This is a genomic window from Paenochrobactrum sp. BZR 201-1 (genome assembly GCF_044987585.2).
Taxonomy (GTDB): Bacteria; Pseudomonadota; Alphaproteobacteria; order Rhizobiales; family Rhizobiaceae; genus Paenochrobactrum; species Paenochrobactrum pullorum.
Window position 1 is genome coordinate 266181 of sequence record NZ_JBJDRZ020000005.1, and the last position, 17440, is coordinate 283620.

Here is a 17440-nt window from a genome sequence, read left to right on the forward strand (position 1 = left end):
ATTCTCTCCTTCAGACTCATATCATGAACATAAGGTAGAAAATGTGAAGAGCAAGCCGGTTCACTGCAAATTGAAGTACTTTATCCGGCTTGCTTTATTATATTTTATTTAGATATTACTTTTGGCGGGCGTCTTTAAGAGCTGAACCCCACCATTCCAGCTGATCCAGCATGGTGTTTGCTGCATCATTGAGGTGGGCAAATTCGTTGAGTGTTTTTTCGCCTTTTACAACGGCGAGATATTCCGGAAACAAGATATGAACGCCGGTTTTTACAGACATGGAGGTCATTTCAACCGCGATCTGACGCAAATGTTCAACAGCGCGCGCGCCACCGACACCGCCGTAACCGACAAAGCCCATTGGCTTTTTGATCCAGTCGCCGTGATCGATGGCGTTTTTCAAAACACCGGTTGGTGCGTGGTTGTATTCGGCAACAGTGAGCACATAGGCATCAAATGAACGCAGTTTGGTCTTCCAGTTTTCTGCTGCCTGATTCTGCGCTTCTGTGGTTGCCGGATCGCCATAAAAACCCATTGGATAATCTGCAACGTCAATGACTTCGACTTCGAGATCAGGACGTTTTTCAGCAATTTCTGCAATCCATTTTGCAGGTGTTGGTGCAAAACGTTCGGTTCGGGTACTGCCAATAATAACGGCGACTTTAAGCTTGCTCATTTAAAACCTCTTTGTCGATGCCTTGCATTGCGGAAGGAGTTTGATTGTGACTTCAATCTTCAATGCGTTAAATGGGAAATTGGTATCAGTCTGACGGTTTGAGACAGCAGATTACTACTGGTAACTATCAGATACTTACTCTATATAAGTAACCTATATATCACGGCAAGGAGGCACTTTTTTGAAACCTGAAGTATTTAAAGCCACGCCTGCCTGTCACGCCGTAACGGAGATTTTATCACGCGTTGGCGACAAATGGACAGTGCTCGTCGTGAGCTATCTCGGCAATGGACCAATGCGCTTTAATGAGCTTAAACGCACGGTAACGGGCATATCCCAAAAAATGCTGACCACGACGCTTCGCTCATTAGAGCGTGATGGTTTTGTGCTGCGCACCGTTTATCCGGGTGTACCTGCGAAGGTGGAATATCAGCTGACTGATTTGGGGCGTGATTTGCTCGTACCGGTGCGGGCATTGAGCGCATGGGCGATTGCCAATGAGCAGCGGGTTAAAAACGCTCGTTTGCAATATGATTCAGTGCATAATCCTGAATTGGCACAAGCGGCTGAATAAGGTTTTGATGCGTTAGATTTATTGAAAAAAAAGGAAAGACAGGCACTTAAGGCCCGTCTTTCCAATGTGAGACTGAACTTCCCATAAAAGTGGGGGGGTGGGAAATTCATATATGTACATATCTCACTCAAAAGATTGAGCATGTTTTATAAATCTGTGCAATTGCAACTCTTTGGGAATGCGTAAAGTTTCTGATTTTCTTTGAGGAAGCTATTATTCATAGTAACGTGAGTGTTAACAACGGATCATGAAACGCGTATTGAAATCTTTTTAGCAACTTTGCGTGGTGGTTTATCAGCAAGTTCAAAAATTCATTTTAGAATCATAGACATAAAAAAAGCCCCTGATTCCTCAGAGGCTTTTCTATTTATTGGCCGCATTTCATAGCACAGGCGCGAGCGCCTGTGCTATGAAATGCTCGGGAAGACTTCTTAGAAGTCCATGCCGCCACCCGCACCGCCAAGCGGTGCAGGATTTTTAGTTCATGGGCGTGCTTTATGGACTTCTTAGAAGTCCATGCCGCCCATGCCACCCATGCCGCCACCTGGCATTGCTGGCATGCCGCTGTCTTTCTTCGGCAGTTCAGCAATCATAGCTTCGGTGGTGATCATCAGGCCAGCGATAGAAGCTGCGTTCTGAAGAGCGGTACGAACAACCTTAACCGGATCAACAACACCAGCTTTGATCAGATCGCCATATTCGTTGGTTGCAGTGTTGTAACCAAAGGTTTCAGAAGCATTTTCGAGGATTTTACCAACGATAACGGATGCTTCTTCACCGGCGTTTGTGGTGATCTGACGAGCAGGAGCCTGCAAAGCGCGACGAACGATGTTGATACCAGCTTCCTGATCAGAATTGATGCCTTTTACAGTGATGTTTGCAGAAGCGCGCAGAAGTGCAGTACCACCACCAGCAACGATACCTTCTTCAACAGCCGCACGGGTTGCGTTCAGAGCATCGTCAACGCGGTCTTTGCGTTCTTTCACTTCAACTTCTGTGGCACCGCCAACACGGATAACTGCAACGCCGCCAGCAAGCTTAGCAAGACGTTCCTGCAGTTTTTCACGGTCGTAGTCGGAAGTGGTTTCTTCGATCTGCTGCTTGATCTGGCCAACGCGGGCTTCGATTTCAGCTTTTGCACCTGCACCGTCAACGACTGTGGTGGTTTCTTTGCTGATTGCAACTTTCTTCGCACGGCCGAGCATGTCGAGCGTGACAGATTCCAGCTTGATGCCGAGGTCTTCGGAGATAACCTGACCACCGGTGAGGATAGCGATATCTTCAAGCATTGCCTTACGACGATCACCAAAGCCTGGAGCCTTAACAGCAGCAATTTTCAGGCCGCCGCGCAGTTTGTTAACAACCAAAGTTGCCAGTGCTTCGCCTTCTACGTCTTCAGCGATGATGACGAGTGGCTTGGAGGTCTGAACAACAGCTTCGAGAACCGGCAGAAGTGCCTGCAGGTTGGAAAGCTTCTTTTCATGCAGAAGGATGTAGGCATCTTCCAGATCAGCAACCATCTTTTCAGGGTTGGTTACGAAATATGGTGACAGGTAACCGCGGTCGAACTGCATACCTTCAACGACTTCGAGCTCTGTTTCAGCAGTCTTGGCTTCTTCAACAGTGATAACGCCTTCGTTGCCGACTTTCTGCATCGCATCAGCAATCATCTGGCCGATTGAAACTTCACCATTGGCTGAGATGGTGCCAACCTGAGCAACTTCTTCAGACGTGTTGATCTTCTTGGCTTTGCCGATAAGGTTGGCAACAACTTCGGTAACTGCCAGATCAATACCGCGCTTCAGATCCATCGGGTTCATACCGGCAGCAACAGCTTTTGCGCCTTCCTGAACGATGGCCTGACCCAGAACGGTAGCGGTTGTTGTACCGTCACCAGCTGTGTCATTGGTTTTCGAAGCTACTTCGCGCAGCATCTGTGCGCCCATATTTTCAAACTTGTCTTCAAGTTCTATTTCTTTAGCAACCGATACACCGTCTTTAGTGATGCGTGGAGCACCGAAAGACTTGTCGATAACAACGTTACGACCTTTAGGGCCGAGCGTTACTTTTACAGCATCTGCAAGGATGTCGACGCCGCGCAGCATTTTTTCGCGCGCTGAACGACCGAATTTTACTTCTTTAGCAGCCATTTTATATCTCCTGGGAATTGTCCCGGTCAGATTGGTGGTTAAATCGAATATCTTAGCTGCCGGATATATTTCCGGCCTTCATCGGGTGCATAAACAATGCACCGCATGAATGAATTAGCCGAGGATACCCAGAATGTCGGATTCTTTCATGATCAGCAGGTCTTCGCCGCCGATCTTGACTTCTGTGCCGGACCACTTGCCGAACAGAACTTTGTCACCAGCTTTAACGTCCAGTGCAACCAGCTTGCCGGCTTCATCACGTGTGCCGGAGCCTACAGAGACAACAACGCCTTCTGATGGCTTTTCTTTTGCGGAATCAGGAATGATGATGCCGCCAGCGGTTTTTGCTTCCGACTCAACACGACGGACAACGACGCGATCGTGAAGTGGGCGGAAATTGGTCTCAGCCATGATCTAAACCCTTAAAAAATAATGTTGAACCCCTCCATGGATCTCGTGATCCACGGTTATTAGCACTCTATGGTCATGAGTGCTAACCTGCTAATTAGATAGAAATGACCTGTTTTAATGTCAAGGCCTCGAAGCATTTATGATTAAGAAAGAAATGCAATTTTTTGTCTTTTTGCAAAATCCGCCATGCGTGCAGATTAATGCAATTTTCTCTATCCTTTAGTTGAGGCATATTAAATCAGACTCCATTATCAAGCCCTGCAAACATGTCAGCTTTATGAAAAGTGATGTTTGAAAAAAATGCTATTTTATCAGAACCTGCATTTTTTTGTCATTTATCGGCATAGATAAGCCTTGTCTTTGTATGCAGGCGTGACATGAGCGTGAGCATGGGTTAGAGGAGCAGGTATAAAAATATTTGCTTATTGTTGGTGCAGGTTTGCGGAAAAATAAACTCCGGCATATTTTCAATCAACAATGATGGCTCATCAATCTTGGATCTTTTTATGATCCCTGCGTCTTGTTAAATGAGGATTGGCATGAAATTCCCTGAGCGTCTGGATGATCTCACCAATGATTATGATGTGCTGTTTTGCGATGTGTGGGGCGTGGTGCATAATGGTGAGCAAGCTTTTCCGCTGGCCTGCAAAGCTTTGCAGCGCGCGCGCGCCAAAGGCGTAAAGGTTGTTTTGGTCACCAATTCTCCGCGTCCTTTTCCGGGCGTCGTGGCGCAGCTCGGCACATTGGGTGTGCCTGATGATGCTTATGATGCGGTTGTGACTTCGGGTGATGTGACCCGTGATCTGATCGCAGAAGGTCCGCGCAAAGTTTTCTATATCGGCGCCGATCATGAATATGCGATCTTTGATGGTCTGGATGTGGAATTGGTGGAAGAGTTTGAAGCCGCTGGCGTTGTCTGCACCGGCTTGTTTGATGACGAGGTGGAGACACCTGAAGATTACACCGAAATGCTGGAGCGTTTCCGCGCCCGTAATCTTCCGTTTATTTGTGCCAACCCTGATTTGATCGTGGAACGCGGCAACCGCATGATTTGGTGTGCAGGTGCTTTGGCACGTGATTATGGTTTGATGGGCGGGCGTACACAAGTTGCCGGCAAGCCGCATCATCCGATTTATGCGGCCGCATTAAAGGCTGCGGAGAAATTGCTTGGCCGGAGCGTCGAAAAATCGCGCATCTTGGCTATTGGCGATGGTATCTTGACTGATGTAAAGGGGGCGGCACAATTTGGTGTTGATGTACTTTATATTTCCGGCGGTATTCATGCGGCTGATTATATTGATGCGGAAACCATGAATGTTGAAAAACTGAAAGTGTTTTTGAACAAGCATGGCCATCAGCCGGTTGCGACGATTAAGCATCTCGTTTAATCGCACTGAAATAAAACGCACAGAGCAATTTTATGTCCAAACAGCCATTTCAGCGTCTTAATACCACCGATAATCTGCCCATACATTTGCGCCATGCTGTAGTGGCGATCGGTAATTTCGATGGTGTGCATCGTGGACATCAGGCTGTGCTGCAACAGGCACTGGAACAGGCAGCAAATGAAGGGCGGCCATGCATCGCCCTGACATTCGAGCCGCATCCGCGCTCTTTCTTCAAACCGGATGAGCCTGTTGATCGCCTGACGCCGTCACGCGAAAAATCATATCTCTTGGAAATACTTGGCTTTGATGCAGTGATCGAGCAACCTTTCACGGCTGAATTTTCAGCGTTGAGTGCTGAAGAATTTGTTGAGACAATCTTGGTTGAAAACTTTGCCGCCAGTGGTGTGGTGATCGGCTACGATTTCCACTTCGGTAAAGCACGCCGTGGCACACCGGAATTTTTGGTGCGGGCCGGTCAGCAAGCCGGTTTCAGTGTTACATTAGTCGATGCTTTTTGTGATGAAGGCTCGACGCAGATATCCTCAAGCCGTATCCGGGATTTCTTGTGCGACGGTGATGTAGTTCAGGCTGCAGGGCTGCTTGGTCACCGTTATCAGGTGCGCGCTGAAGTGGTGCATGGCCGCAAACTTGGCCGCGAGCTTGGTTTCCCCACCGCCAATATGCATTTGCCGGAACAGACTCATCTGAAACATGGCATTTATGCTGTGCGTTTCCGTCGTGCGGATGGCTCACTCTATAATGGTGTGGCCAGCTATGGTCGCCGTCCGACTGTCACCGACAATGGTGTACCATTGTTGGAGACCTTCCTGTTCGACTTCTCCGGCGATCTTTATGGCGAATTGGCCACTGTTTCTTTCTTCGGTTTTTTACGAGGTGAAGTGAAATTTGACGGTTTGGAACCGCTGATGGCGCAAATGCGTCAGGATGAAGCCGAGGCACGCGCACTTCTCGCGGCAGTCAAACCATTATCTGCGCTTGATCAAAAGCTTTCATTTGATGGTAGTGTTGACTGTTTAACCGCTACACCGGCGTAAAACTGACAGTTTAAAGTTAAATTTACTGCTTTATTGCAATATGCTATAGAGAGCTGCACTGTACTGTTGGTGTGGTTGAGGGGAAGTGTGTTGCGTAAGCCATATTTAACTGCAGTAGCTATTCTGGTTTTATTGGCAGCTGTATCTGCACAAGCCGCCGATGATGTGAATGTGCTTGAGAAAAAACCTTTCTGGGCAGGTGACTGGTCTTTGACCATTGGCGGTTTAGGTGAACTTGCACCGCGCTATGAGGGTGCAAGCAGCCGGATGCTTTTTGGCGAACCGTTGATCTCACTAACGCGCGCTGGCGATGTGCCACGTTTCGATTCCCAAAATGACAATTTCGAATTTGCGCTCATTGACACTTATAGTTTTTCGGCCGGACTTGCCGGAAAACTGTTGTTCAAACGTGATTCTGGCACCTCCGATGATCTGGAAGGTCTTGATCCGGTTAAATTTGGTGGTGAGATCGGTGGCTTTGCCGAATTTTATCCGGTTGACTGGATGCGTGTGCGTGGCGAACTGCGACAAGGTATTCGTGCCCATAAAGGCATTGTCGGTGAAGTGGCGGCAGATGCCTTTTATGATGTGACGCCGGTTATACGTGTTTCCGGCGGGCCGCGTATTGATTTTGCCAGTAAAGACTATTTCAAATCCTATTACGGTGTTGATGCCAAAGAGGCTCGATTAAGCGGGTTATCGCAATATCATCCCGGTGGTGGTTTGAAGTCTTTAGGGGCAGGCGCTGCTGTCACTTGGAAAGTAACCGACAAGATCACCACCAGTCTTTATGGCGAATATGAGCGTTTGCAGGGGCCTGCAAAAAAATCAAGTCTGGTGGAAGAGCGTGGCAAGCGCGACCAGTTCAGCTTTGGCTTAACCGCATCTTACCGCTTTGATTTTACGCTGGATTGATCGCAAACGATAAAAAATCAGCACGTGGGTTAAAGATTCTTGTCCTGAGGTCTTTATTCCTTGGCATGGCATTGCTAAAAGCATTGCCATGATGACATGTTATCGGACACTTATTATAACCAATATACGAATTATTGGCCCGGCTTTCCCCGGCGCTTGAAGGCGCAAATGTGGGAAGGTCCGGGTATGAACGGCTGTGTGACGCGGCCCCCTGTTTTTTGATTTTCCTTTTGCCCGCATAAAAATGAACGGGCGCAACAGGCTAGAAGTATATAATATGACCGATACAACGGCAAAAATCGATTATTCGAAGACCCTCAATCTGCCACAAACCGACTTTCCCATGCGCGCAAGTCTGCCGCAGCGCGAGCCGCTGCTGGTTGCGCGCTGGGAAGAAATGAATCTTTATAAAAAACTGCGTGAAGATGCCAAAGATCGCCCGCTCTGGGTGCTGCATGATGGCCCTCCCTATGCTAACGGCAATATCCATATCGGTCATGCGCTGAACAAGACGCTGAAAGATGTGATCACCCGCTCGTTCCAGATGCGTGGTTTCAACTCCAACTATGTGCCGGGTTGGGATTGTCACGGTCTGCCGATCGAATGGAAGATTGAAGAAAAATACCGCGCTAAGGGTCAGAATAAAGACGAAGTGCCGATCAATGAATTCCGCAAAGAATGCCGCGAATTTGCTGAGGGCTGGATCAAGGCGCAAACAGAAGAATTCAAGCGTCTGGCGATCACCGGTGACTTTGAAAACCCATACACCACAATGAACTTCCATGCGGAAGCGCGCATTGCCGGTGAATTGCTGAAATTTGCCCGTACCGGTCAGTTGTACCGCGGCTCCAAGCCGGTGATGTGGTCGGTTGTTGAGCGTACCGCTTTGGCTGAGGCTGAAGTTGAATATCATGATGTTGAATCGGATATGATCTGGGTTAAGTTCCCTGTCACCAATGTGGCAGAACTTGACGGCGCTTATGTCGTGATCTGGACAACCACCCCTTGGACAATTCCAGGTAACCGCGCCATCGCTTATTCGCCGAAAGTTTCTTACGGCCTTTATGAGGTCACAGGTGCTGAGAACGATTTTGGTCCTAAAGTTGGTGAAAAACTGATTTTTGCTGATACTCTGGCTGAAGACTGCTTCAAAAAAGCCAAACTGACATTCAATCGTTTGGCCGATGTGTCGGTTGAGCAGCTCGATGGCATGACTGCATCCCACCCGCTGAAAGGCTTCGGCAGCGGTTATGAATTTACCGTGCCACTGGTAGCCGGTGATCACGTCACCGATGATGCCGGTACAGGTTTCGTTCATACCGCACCAAGCCATGGTCGTGAAGACTTTGAAGCTTGGATGGATGCGGCACGTGAACTCGAAGTACGCGGCATCAACCCGGCCATTCCTTTCCCTGTTGATGATGCTGGTTTTTACACATCTGATGCACCGGGCTTTGGCCCTGACCGCGAAGGCGGTGCTGCACGCGTTATTGATGATAATGGCAAGAAGGGCGATGCCAACGAAGCTGTTATCAAAGAACTGATCGCACGCGATCTTCTCTTTGCCCGTGGACGTATGAAGCATTCATATCCGCATTCATGGCGCTCTAAAAAGCCGATCATCTTCCGCAATACGCCGCAGTGGTTTGTCTATATGGACAAAGAACTGGGTGATGGTACGACGCTGCGTTCACGCGCTTTGGGTGCGATTGATGATACACGTTTTGTGCCAAATGCCGGTCAGAACCGTCTGCGTTCGATGATTGAAAACCGTCCGGATTGGGTTCTCTCGCGTCAGCGCGCTTGGGGTGTGCCGATCTGCGTTTTCGCCAGTGAAGATGGCACCGTTCTGGTGGATGAAGCGGTCAATGAGCGCATTTTGGCCGCCTTTGAAGCGGAAGGTGCCGATGCATGGTTTGCAGAAGGTGCACGTGAGCGTTTCTTGGGTAATCGCTCTAATGAGCCTTGGGAGCAGGTCACCGACATTCTCGATGTTTGGTTTGATAGTGGTTGCACCCATGTTTTCACTCTGGAAGACCGTCCGGACATGAAATGGCCGGCCGACCTTTATCTGGAAGGTTCCGATCAGCATCGTGGCTGGTTCCATTCCTCATTGCTGGAAAGCTGCGGAACCCGTGGCCGCGCACCTTATAATGCAGTTTTGACTCATGGTTTCACCATGGATGAGCACGGCAAGAAAATGTCGAAGTCGCTCGGCAATACCGTAACACCGCAGGACATCATCAAGGATTCAGGCGCTGATATTCTGCGTCTTTGGGTGATGACTTCGGATTATTGGGAAGATCAGCGTCTGGGCAAAAGCATCATCCAGACCAATATCGATGCTTATCGTAAATTGCGTAACACTGTCCGTTGGATGCTTGGCACACTTTCGCATGATGAAGGCGAAGAGGTTGCTTATGCCGATCTGCCGGAACTTGAAAAGCTGATGCTGCATCGCTTGAGCGAGCTGGATGAGCTGGTTCGCAACGGGTATGACAGCTTTGAATTCAAGCGTATCACACGTGCCCTGATCGACTTTACCAATATCGAATTGTCGGCTTTCTATTTCGATATACGTAAAGATGCGCTTTATTGCGATGCACCTTCAAGTGTGCGCCGTAAAGCAGCGCTTCAGACCGTGCGTCATCTCTTCGATAATATCGTGACATGGCTGGCGCCAATGCTGCCATTTACCACCGAAGAAGCATGGCTTGACCGCTACAAAGATGCGGTTTCTGTCCATCTGGAGCAATTCCGCACCATTCCGTCAGAATGGAATAATCCGGTTCTGGCCGCGAAATGGGACAAAGTGCGCGATGTGCGCCGCGTTGTGACAGGCGCGTTGGAACTGGAACGTGCGGATAAGCGCATTGGTTCGTCATTGGAAGCAGCGCCCGTTGTCCATATCACAGATGCTTCTTTGATGTCGGCGCTTGAAGGTCTGGATATGTCCGAAATCTGCATCACCAGTGGTTTGACCATTACGGATCAGCCGGCCATTGGCGAAGCTTTTTATTTAAGCGATGTGAAGGGTGTGGCTGTTGTTCCTGAAAAAGCAAGTGGCACCAAATGCGCGCGTTCATGGCGTTACACCGATGATGTTGGCAGTGATTCTGAATTCCCTGACGTTTCAGCGCGTGATGCAGAAGCCTTGCACGAATTAAAAGCGTTGGGTAAGCTGGCCTAAATATCAAGATTGGCGGCAGTCATGTATAAAAGATTAATTGCATGATTGCCGCTTTTGCTTCTCTCCTGTAGAAGCTTTTTTTAAAGAACGGATCGGCTTCGTCATAGAGTTGCCGGTTTTATGCGACAATACCGCTGGAGATGCGGATAAAGAAGTGGCGCTTATGACGATTGATAGAAGAATTCTGGTGCTTGCAACGGCTGTCGCCGGTCTCTCCCTGTCGGGGTGCGTTTCTTCACCAACCTATGGCACCGACAAAAGCGCAGGCGCGCAGTTGTTTGATGATGTGTCCAACATTGTTCCGTTGGGAACCGCAACCAAAAAAGATCCGATTGATTATAAGCCGCGCCCTGAATTGGTGCGCCCGGCTTCCGGTCAGGTTGCTCATTTGCCGGCTCCTCAGGAAAAGGTAACCCAATCAGGCGCAGCATGGCCGGAATCGCCTGAGCAACGCCGCAAGCGTTTGCGTGATGAGGCTACCGCCAATCAGGATAATCCATTTTATCGTCCGGCGGTGAAGCCCAATGTGCCTGCCAACTCAACAGCTTCTTATGATTATGATCTGACCAAGCCGCCGACAAAACGCGTGGCCGAGGCCAAGAAAGAACTGCATTTGCAGAAGGTTGGCGCGCCGGATCAACGTCGTTATTTGAGTGAGCCACCTTTGGCTTATCGCCAGCCTGCAGCCACAGCCCCAATCGGTGAGCAGGGTGATGATGAGGCTAAAAAAGAACGCGCACGTAAGAAAGCTGCCAGCAAGAGCAAAAGCTGGAGCGATTATATGCCTTGGAACTAACAATTCGCGCAATCAATTTGCGTGAGTTTGTCAATGATAGAAAAAGCCGGTTTTGTCCGGCTTTATCTGTTTTTAGCGTCTTTGCTTAAAAAACGCTCTCAGTAAATTTTGAGATTCTGTTTCGCCAAAGCCTGAATAAGTTTCTGGAGCATGATGGCATGTTGGTTGGGTGAAAAAACGGCCGCCATATTCAACACCGCCACCTTTTTCGTCGGCAGCGCCATAATAAAGCCGCCTGATGCGCGCAAAAGAAATGGCAGCTGCACACATGGCGCAGGGCTCAAGCGTTACATATAGATCGCAGTCAGGTAGTCTTTCTGATTTCAGCAGGTCACACGCCTGCCGGATCGCAAGCACTTCAGCATGAGCGGTCGGATCATTGAGCAGACGGGTACGATTACCGGCACGAGCAATAATGTCGCCATCAAGTACGATCACGGCTCCAATTGGCACTTCGCCTAAGGCTTGCGCTTCAAGTGCTTGCTCAAAAGCCTGTGCCATAAATCTGTTTTTGGGCGGATCTTCTTGTTCAAGGTGTTTTTTCATCATTGTTGATCGCCTATAGTAGAAATTTTACTCGCATGCTTCCATTTGATTTGTTACTGCATAAACTTAAAAACCGGAACCATTTACCAACGGAATTATCCAGCGTTGATGAACGTCGTTGATGATTGTCCATAAATCAATGCAAGGCGCGGCTGCGACCGCTGCTGAAAGGCCATTATTAAAATGAGCAGAGATCATAATGAAGAAGGCGAAAAGCGTCCCTTCGATAAACGCGGAGAAAACCGCGATCAAGATAAAAGAACAGGCCGCGGTGAAGGTTTCAAACCCCGCGAGCGCGATGGCGAGCGTCGCCCACGCGAATTTGGTGCCCGTGATGGTGAAGGACGTGATGGCCGTGAACGCCGCGATCGTGACGACAAACCACGTTTTGAAAAGAAATTCGGTGACAAGCCGCGTTTCGACAAGGGGGATGCCCCGCGCAGCCGTGATGTAGGTGACAGAGATGCGTCCGTTGAAGAAGCCGAGCGTATTGCCAAGCGCTTAGCGCGCGCCGGTATTGCTTCACGCCGTGAAGCTGAAACCATGATCGCTGCCGGCCGCATCAGCGTGAACGGCAAAGTGCTGACCACACCTGCATTCAACGTCAATCGTACAGATATTATCAAGGTTGATGGTAAATTGCTGCCGCAGACCGAACGCACCCGTTTGTGGCTTTACCACAAGCCTGCGGGTCTTGTGACCACCAACCGTGATCCTGAAGGCCGCCCGACCGTATTTGAAGCGCTGCCGGAAGATATGCCGCGCGTGTTGTCAGTAGGTCGTTTGGATATCAACACCGAAGGCTTGTTGTTGCTGACCAATGATGGTGGTTTGTCGCGTATTCTGGAATTGCCGACCACTGGTTGGTTGCGCCGTTACCGCGTTCGCGCGCATGGCAGCGTGACACAGGAACAACTGGATGAGTTGAAAAACGGTATTGCCGTTGACGGTATTTTCTATGGCAGCATCGATGCACAACTGGAACGTCAGCAGGGCAGCAATGTTTGGCTGAATATCGGTTTGCGTGAAGGTAAAAACCGCGAAGTTAAAAATATTCTTGGCGCGCTTGGTCTGACCGTTGGTCGCTTAATCCGTGTGTCTTTCGGGCCTTTCCAGTTGAGCGATCTGGAAGTGGGCGCCGTGCGTGAAATCCGTGGCCGTACATTGCGTGACCAGCTGGGCGAACGTTTGGTGCAAGAATCGGGTGCCGATTTCGATGCACCGATCATCAATGAATTTTCAAATTCTGATGTCCGTGGCGCCGGTATTCGTGCCCCGCGTGGTGATGAGGCACAGCAGGATGAACGTCCTCGCCGTCCGCGTGAGTGGATTTCATCTAGTCCGTCGCAAGGTAAACCAAAACGTACCGAGCGTGTTGAAGAAAGCCGCCGTCCGCGTGGCGTGAATGTGTGGATGGCACCAGGTGCGCGTCCGCAATCCGCCAAAGCAGAAGCCGCGGCTGAAGAACGTAGCGAATATCAAAAACGTGAGCGCAAACCGTTTGGCGAAGCTCGTGGTGGTGCACCCCGTGGTGAGCGTTCGGATCGCCCATTCCGCTCCAATGATCGTGACCGCCAAGGTGGTTTTGAGCGTAAACCGCGCGACGGTGATTATGCCCCGCGTCCACGCCGTTCAGATGATGAAGGCTCATTCCAGAAGCGTTCTTATGGCGAAGGCCGTGGTGAACGTTCAGAGCGTTTTGACCGCGCACCAAGACCAGAGGGCGACCGCCGTCCACGCGCCGAGGGTGCTAGCCGTCCGCGTTTTGACGATGAGCAGAAGCGTCCGGGTCGCCGTGAACGTGAACGTGAGAACGCCCGCGAAGCCCGCCGCACCGAAGATTTCGCCGGCGGTTATTCCCGCGGTGAAAAATCACGTGATGCCCGTCCATTTGGCGATAAGCCACGCAGTGATAAACCTTGGGGTGATAAGCCACGCAGTGACAGGCCACGCGGCGACAAGCCGTTTGGCGATAAGCCACGTAGTGATAAGCCTTGGGGCGATAAGCCACGCGGTGACAAGCCGCATAGCGAGCGTCCGCAAAATGATCGTCCGAGAGGCGACAAGCCTTTCCGCGATGGACCATCCGGCAGTGGCAATCGTTCAGGTGGAAAACCGGGAGGACGTGGTGCGGATCGTCGGCGGTAAGTTTCGCGGACGGCCATTAGCTACGCCACAAACAAATGCGATCCGTCCAACGACGGATCGCACCCGTGAAAGTTTGTTTAATATTTTGATGCATAAATATGCCGACAAGATCGAGAATGGACGTATTCTCGATCTTTTTGCCGGTACAGGCGCATTGGGTTTTGAGGCTTTGTCGCGCGGCGGCCGCTACGGCGTTTTTATTGAGGAATCTGCTGAAGGTCGTGGTTTGCTGCGTCAAAATATTGAAAATTTTGGTTTGCAGGGGCAGACGAAAGTTTTCCGTCGCAATGCTTGTCAATTAGGGCTAGCGGGAACGCTGGAGCCATTTGATGTGGTTTTTGCCGATCCGCCTTACGGAAAGGGCTTGGGTGAAAAAGCCTTGGCTGCAGCTCTGGAAGGCAACTGGCTTAATTCTGACGCAATTATCATTCTTGAAGAAGAAGCAGATGCTTTGCTTAATCTCGATGAGCGTTTTGTCATTGAGGATGAGCGGGATTACGGACTGACCACCATTCGCCTGATAAGGCTTGCTCATTAGTCATATAAGTATCTTGCACAGAACATGATTGTGTTTAAGCTGGCAAACACAATGAATGAATTTGAAAGCCGGTCGGGGCAAGGAAATATGTCCTGATGATAGAGTGCGGACGGAAGATTTGTGTCATATATCCAATATCTTCTGTCCGGCTTGAAGGCTTGTATTAATCAGGAGATGACGCTCGGTGTTAATTCGATCACTTAGTCGCTTACTCATATCCACTACAGTTTCAACATTTTTAATTGTTCCTGTTTTAGCAACACATACATTTGCCGAAGCACCCGTTGCTCCCGTACAAACGCAGACTGCCGCTTCTCAGGAAAAGCCTGAGATTAAAACCTCTGACGGCGTTGCAAGTTTTACCCTCCAGAACGGCTTGAAAGTGGTGGTAATCCCCGATCACCGCGCACCGGTTGTCACCCAGATGATCTGGTATCATGTCGGCTCTGCCGATGAAGAAGAAGGCACTTCCGGCATCGCGCATTTTCTTGAGCATTTGATGTTCAAGGGCACCAAAACATTTCAGGCAGGTGAGTTTTCCAATTATGTGACCGAAAATGGCGGTCAGGAAAATGCTTTTACCTCTTATGATTATACCGCTTACTATCAGCAGGTTTCGCCGCAGGCTCTTCCGAAAGTCATGGAATTTGAAGCTGACCGCATGCAAAACCTGATTTTGAATGAAGAGGCGGTCACCACCGAGCGCGAAGTAATTATCGAAGAACGCCGCATGCGGGTGGATTCCAATCCGGGTGCGATGCTTTCTGAAAACACCAATGCGACGATTTTCTATAATCATCCTTATCGCCGTCCGATTATCGGCTGGCGTCAGGAAATGGAAAAACTGAGCCTTGATGATGCAATCAGTTTCTACAAGAAATATTATACGCCCAACAATGCCACATTGATTATTACCGGTGATGTAACACCGGAAAAAGTGTTGGAACTAACCGAAAACAGCTGGGCAAAAGTGCAACGCAGTGCAGAGCCTGGCGATCGGGAGCGGGTGCAGGAGCCTGCCAAGCAAGCTGATCGCATCGTGACGCTGCATGATGAGCGCGTCACCATTCCGTCTTTTACAACCACATGGCTGGTGCCTTCTTATGCCAATGAAGCACAGTTTGAAGGCGCTAAGCAAGGCGATGCGGCAGCTCTTAGTCTGCTCAGTGAAATTTTGAGCGGCTCAACCCGTTCAAGATTGTATCAGAATTTCATGGTCAAGCAGTCGATTGCCAGCGGTGTGGATGCAAGTTATCGCGGCGATGCGCTGGATGATGGCACATTCTCGCTGTTTGGTGCGCCACGTGGTGACACAACACTTGGTGAATTGGAACTCCAAGTGAAAGATCAGTTGGCTGCGATCATCAAGGATGGCGTGAGCGAAGCAGAGCTTGATCAGGCACGTAACCGCTTGATGAAATCAGTGATTTTTGCCCGTGATAGTCAGGCCGGAATGGCGCGCATTTATGGTGCAGGTCTTTCTGTTGGTCAGAGCATTGAAGATATTCAGGGCTGGCCGGAAAAAATCAAAAAGGTAACAGCTGACCAGGTCAAAGATGTGGCAAACCGTTATCTCTCAAAACAGAAAACCGTGACCAGCTATTTATTGCCTCCTGATATGGAGCCGAAATCTGCGGTAGCCGTATCGCAGGCAGAAGCGGACAGTGCCGCGCCTGAAAAGGGTGAGCAGCCAAGCGGAGGCGTACAATAATGTTCAAACATCTTCAAAAACAGTTGTCTTCGTTCAAAACATTGGTGCTTGCTGCATCGGCTGTCTTATTGTTGAGCCTGCCGGCATATGCAATTGATATTCAGACAGTTACATCGGAAAAAGGTGTCAAAGCGTGGCTGGTTTCCGATGCGTCTGTGCCGCTGATTTCCATCCGCTTTTCACTCAAAGGCGGTTCTGCACAAGATCCTGACGGCAAAGAAGGATTGGCAAATCTCATGACCGGCCTTTTTGATGAAGGTGCGGGCGACCAGAATGCCGATCGTTTTCAGGAAAATATGGATAATCTTGGCGCGGAAATGAGTTTCTATGCCTCGCAAGACAAGATTATCGGCGGCATGAAAATGCTGAGCGAAAACAAAGACGCAGCCTTTGATTTGTTGAAACTGGCGGTCAATGAACCCCGTTTTGATCAGGATGCAGTGGATCGTATCCGTTATCAGCTGATTGCAGGTATTGAAGCATCACAACGTGATCCGGATTCTATTGCATCACGTAAATTTGCCGAAGCATTTTACGGCAAACATCCTTATGCACGTCCAAGTGAAGGTACTGTTGCATCGCTTAACAGCATCAAACCGGATGATCTGAAAGCATTTCATCGCAAGAATTTTGCCCGTGATAATCTGAATATCAGTGTGGTTGGTGATATTAAAGCAGATGAACTTGCCCCGATTTTGGATAAGATTTTTGGTGACCTTCCGGCAAGTTCGGAACTGGTACCGGTGCCTGATGCCAAACTTGGTTTTGGTGTGACCACATCGGTCACTTATGATTTGCCGCAAACCTCGCTGACATTTGCCTATCCGGGTGTCGATCTGGATGATCCTGATTTCTTTGCAGCCTATCTGATGAACCAGATTATGGGTGGTGGTTTCTCTTCACGTCTTTATGAAGAAGTGCGTGAAAAGCGCGGCCTTGCTTATTCGGTTTCTTCCGGGTTGCAGGTACGTGATCACGCCAACGCTTTGATGATTGGCACCGCGACACGGCCTGAGAAAGCACAAGAATCGCTGAAAATCATCCGCGAACAAGTGGCGAAAATGGCGGCTGAAGGCCCGACAGAGGCAGAGTTACAAACGGCTAAAAACTATGTCATTGGTTCTTATGCGGTGAATAATCTCAATTCTTCATCGGCTGTGGCTAATACATTGGTTGGCTTGCAGGACGCAAAACGCTCAATCGACTTCTTCGATGAGCGTATTGATTTGATCAATGCTGTAACGGCTGATCAGGTCAAAGCAGTGGCTGCCAAACTTTTCAATACAGATCCGGCAATTTTGATTGTCGGGCCTGCCCAGTAATAATGAAGTAAGCGGGATAG

The 17440-nt window shown here is 49.5% G+C and carries 14 protein-coding genes; 10 read left to right on the top strand and 4 right to left on the bottom strand.

All coding sequences use genetic code 11. From position 1 onward, the window contains the following. Nucleotides 1–115: 115 nt before the first annotated feature. On the bottom strand, nucleotides 116–676 hold the full coding sequence (locus ACI0FR_RS03945; RefSeq protein WP_374829575.1) for an NADPH-dependent FMN reductase: 561 nt from the start codon (nucleotides 674–676) through the stop codon (nucleotides 116–118). A 181-nt stretch (nucleotides 677–857) separates the two neighbouring features. Here ACI0FR_RS03945 and ACI0FR_RS03950 point away from each other — a divergent pair, with 181 nt between their 5' ends. Continuing rightward, on the top strand, nucleotides 858–1250 hold the full coding sequence (locus ACI0FR_RS03950; protein ID WP_404906490.1) for a winged helix-turn-helix transcriptional regulator: 393 nt from the start codon (nucleotides 858–860) through the stop codon (nucleotides 1248–1250). Nucleotides 1251–1756: 506 nt separating this feature from the next. Here the strand turns inward: ACI0FR_RS03950 and groL are convergent. Both groL and ACI0FR_RS03960 read right to left on the bottom strand, forming a co-directional pair. Next, a complete protein-coding gene (gene groL / locus ACI0FR_RS03955; protein ID WP_374829579.1) occupies nucleotides 1757–3400 on the bottom strand; it encodes a chaperonin GroEL in 1644 nt (547 codons plus the stop codon). Nucleotides 3401–3514: 114 nt separating this feature from the next. Next, nucleotides 3515–3811, bottom strand: coding sequence for a co-chaperone GroES (locus tag ACI0FR_RS03960; protein WP_343800895.1), 297 nt, complete (start codon nucleotides 3809–3811; stop codon nucleotides 3515–3517). A gap of 539 nt (nucleotides 3812–4350) precedes the next feature. Here ACI0FR_RS03960 and ACI0FR_RS03965 point away from each other — a divergent pair. The 5 genes from ACI0FR_RS03965 to ACI0FR_RS03985 all read left to right on the top strand — a co-directional run bounded on the left by ACI0FR_RS03965 (nucleotide 4351) and on the right by ACI0FR_RS03985 (nucleotide 11155). Next, the gene (locus tag ACI0FR_RS03965; protein ID WP_374829581.1) at nucleotides 4351–5199 is read left to right on the top strand and encodes a TIGR01459 family HAD-type hydrolase; all 849 of its coding nucleotides are present in this window, start codon (nucleotides 4351–4353) and stop codon (nucleotides 5197–5199) included. A gap of 32 nt (nucleotides 5200–5231) precedes the next feature. Next, nucleotides 5232–6254: a bifunctional riboflavin kinase/FAD synthetase gene (locus ACI0FR_RS03970; protein WP_374829583.1), complete on the top strand. Its 1023-nt coding sequence runs from the start codon at nucleotides 5232–5234 to the stop codon at nucleotides 6252–6254. Between the two features lie 90 nt (nucleotides 6255–6344). Further along, nucleotides 6345–7169, top strand: coding sequence for a MipA/OmpV family protein (locus ACI0FR_RS03975; protein WP_404906489.1), 825 nt, complete (start codon nucleotides 6345–6347; stop codon nucleotides 7167–7169). A 277-nt stretch (nucleotides 7170–7446) separates the two neighbouring features. After that, nucleotides 7447–10359: an isoleucine--tRNA ligase gene (ileS, locus tag ACI0FR_RS03980; protein WP_404906488.1), complete on the top strand. Its 2913-nt coding sequence runs from the start codon at nucleotides 7447–7449 to the stop codon at nucleotides 10357–10359. Between the two features lie 163 nt (nucleotides 10360–10522). Next, a complete protein-coding gene (locus ACI0FR_RS03985; RefSeq protein WP_374829589.1) occupies nucleotides 10523–11155 on the top strand; it encodes a hypothetical protein in 633 nt (210 codons plus the stop codon). Between the two features lie 72 nt (nucleotides 11156–11227). Here ACI0FR_RS03985 and ACI0FR_RS03990 read toward each other — a convergent pair whose 3' ends face one another. Continuing rightward, complete coding sequence (locus ACI0FR_RS03990; RefSeq protein WP_404906487.1) at nucleotides 11228–11704, bottom strand: nucleoside deaminase; 477 nt, start codon at nucleotides 11702–11704, stop codon at nucleotides 11228–11230. A 180-nt stretch (nucleotides 11705–11884) separates the two neighbouring features. Here ACI0FR_RS03990 and ACI0FR_RS03995 point away from each other — a divergent pair, with 180 nt between their 5' ends. The 4 genes from ACI0FR_RS03995 to ACI0FR_RS04010 all read left to right on the top strand — a co-directional run bounded on the left by ACI0FR_RS03995 (nucleotide 11885) and on the right by ACI0FR_RS04010 (nucleotide 17420). After that, nucleotides 11885–13849 carry a pseudouridine synthase gene (locus ACI0FR_RS03995; RefSeq protein WP_404906485.1) on the top strand — a complete coding sequence of 655 codons (1965 nt, stop codon included), beginning with the start codon at nucleotides 11885–11887 and terminating at the stop codon, nucleotides 13847–13849. Next, complete coding sequence (gene rsmD, locus ACI0FR_RS04000) at nucleotides 13779–14387, top strand: 16S rRNA (guanine(966)-N(2))-methyltransferase RsmD (protein ID WP_404906484.1); 609 nt, start codon at nucleotides 13779–13781, stop codon at nucleotides 14385–14387. Before ACI0FR_RS03995 ends, rsmD begins: the two co-directional genes overlap by 71 nt. Nucleotides 14388–14571: 184 nt before the next feature. Next, nucleotides 14572–16098, top strand: coding sequence for a M16 family metallopeptidase (locus tag ACI0FR_RS04005; protein ID WP_404906482.1), 1527 nt, complete (start codon nucleotides 14572–14574; stop codon nucleotides 16096–16098). After that, complete coding sequence (locus ACI0FR_RS04010; RefSeq protein ID WP_374829597.1) at nucleotides 16098–17420, top strand: M16 family metallopeptidase; 1323 nt, start codon at nucleotides 16098–16100, stop codon at nucleotides 17418–17420. The genes ACI0FR_RS04005 and ACI0FR_RS04010 overlap by 1 nt, the downstream gene beginning before the upstream one ends. Nucleotides 17421–17440: the final 20 nt, after the last annotated feature.

Excerpts from the sequence above, each read along its gene's own strand:
- ACI0FR_RS03945 (WP_374829575.1), bottom strand. The coding sequence starts at position 676 with ATGAGCAAGCTTAAAGTCGCCGTTATTATTGGCAGTACCCGAACCGAA.
- ACI0FR_RS03970 (WP_374829583.1), top strand. The coding sequence starts at position 5,232 with ATGTCCAAACAGCCATTTCAGCGTCTTAATACCACCGATAATCTGCCC.
- ACI0FR_RS03990 (WP_404906487.1), bottom strand. The coding sequence starts at position 11,704 with ATGATGAAAAAACACCTTGAACAAGAAGATCCGCCCAAAAACAGATTT.
- groL (WP_374829579.1), bottom strand. The coding sequence starts at position 3,400 with ATGGCTGCTAAAGAAGTAAAATTCGGTCGTTCAGCGCGCGAAAAAATG.
- ACI0FR_RS03995 (WP_404906485.1), top strand. The coding sequence starts at position 11,885 with ATGAGCAGAGATCATAATGAAGAAGGCGAAAAGCGTCCCTTCGATAAA.
- ACI0FR_RS03965 (WP_374829581.1), top strand. The coding sequence starts at position 4,351 with ATGAAATTCCCTGAGCGTCTGGATGATCTCACCAATGATTATGATGTG.
- ACI0FR_RS03960 (WP_343800895.1), bottom strand. The coding sequence starts at position 3,811 with ATGGCTGAGACCAATTTCCGCCCACTTCACGATCGCGTCGTTGTCCGT.
- ileS (WP_404906488.1), top strand. The coding sequence starts at position 7,447 with ATGACCGATACAACGGCAAAAATCGATTATTCGAAGACCCTCAATCTG.
- rsmD (WP_404906484.1), top strand. The coding sequence starts at position 13,779 with ATGGACCATCCGGCAGTGGCAATCGTTCAGGTGGAAAACCGGGAGGAC.
- ACI0FR_RS03985 (WP_374829589.1), top strand. The coding sequence starts at position 10,523 with ATGACGATTGATAGAAGAATTCTGGTGCTTGCAACGGCTGTCGCCGGT.
- ACI0FR_RS04010 (WP_374829597.1), top strand. The coding sequence starts at position 16,098 with ATGTTCAAACATCTTCAAAAACAGTTGTCTTCGTTCAAAACATTGGTG.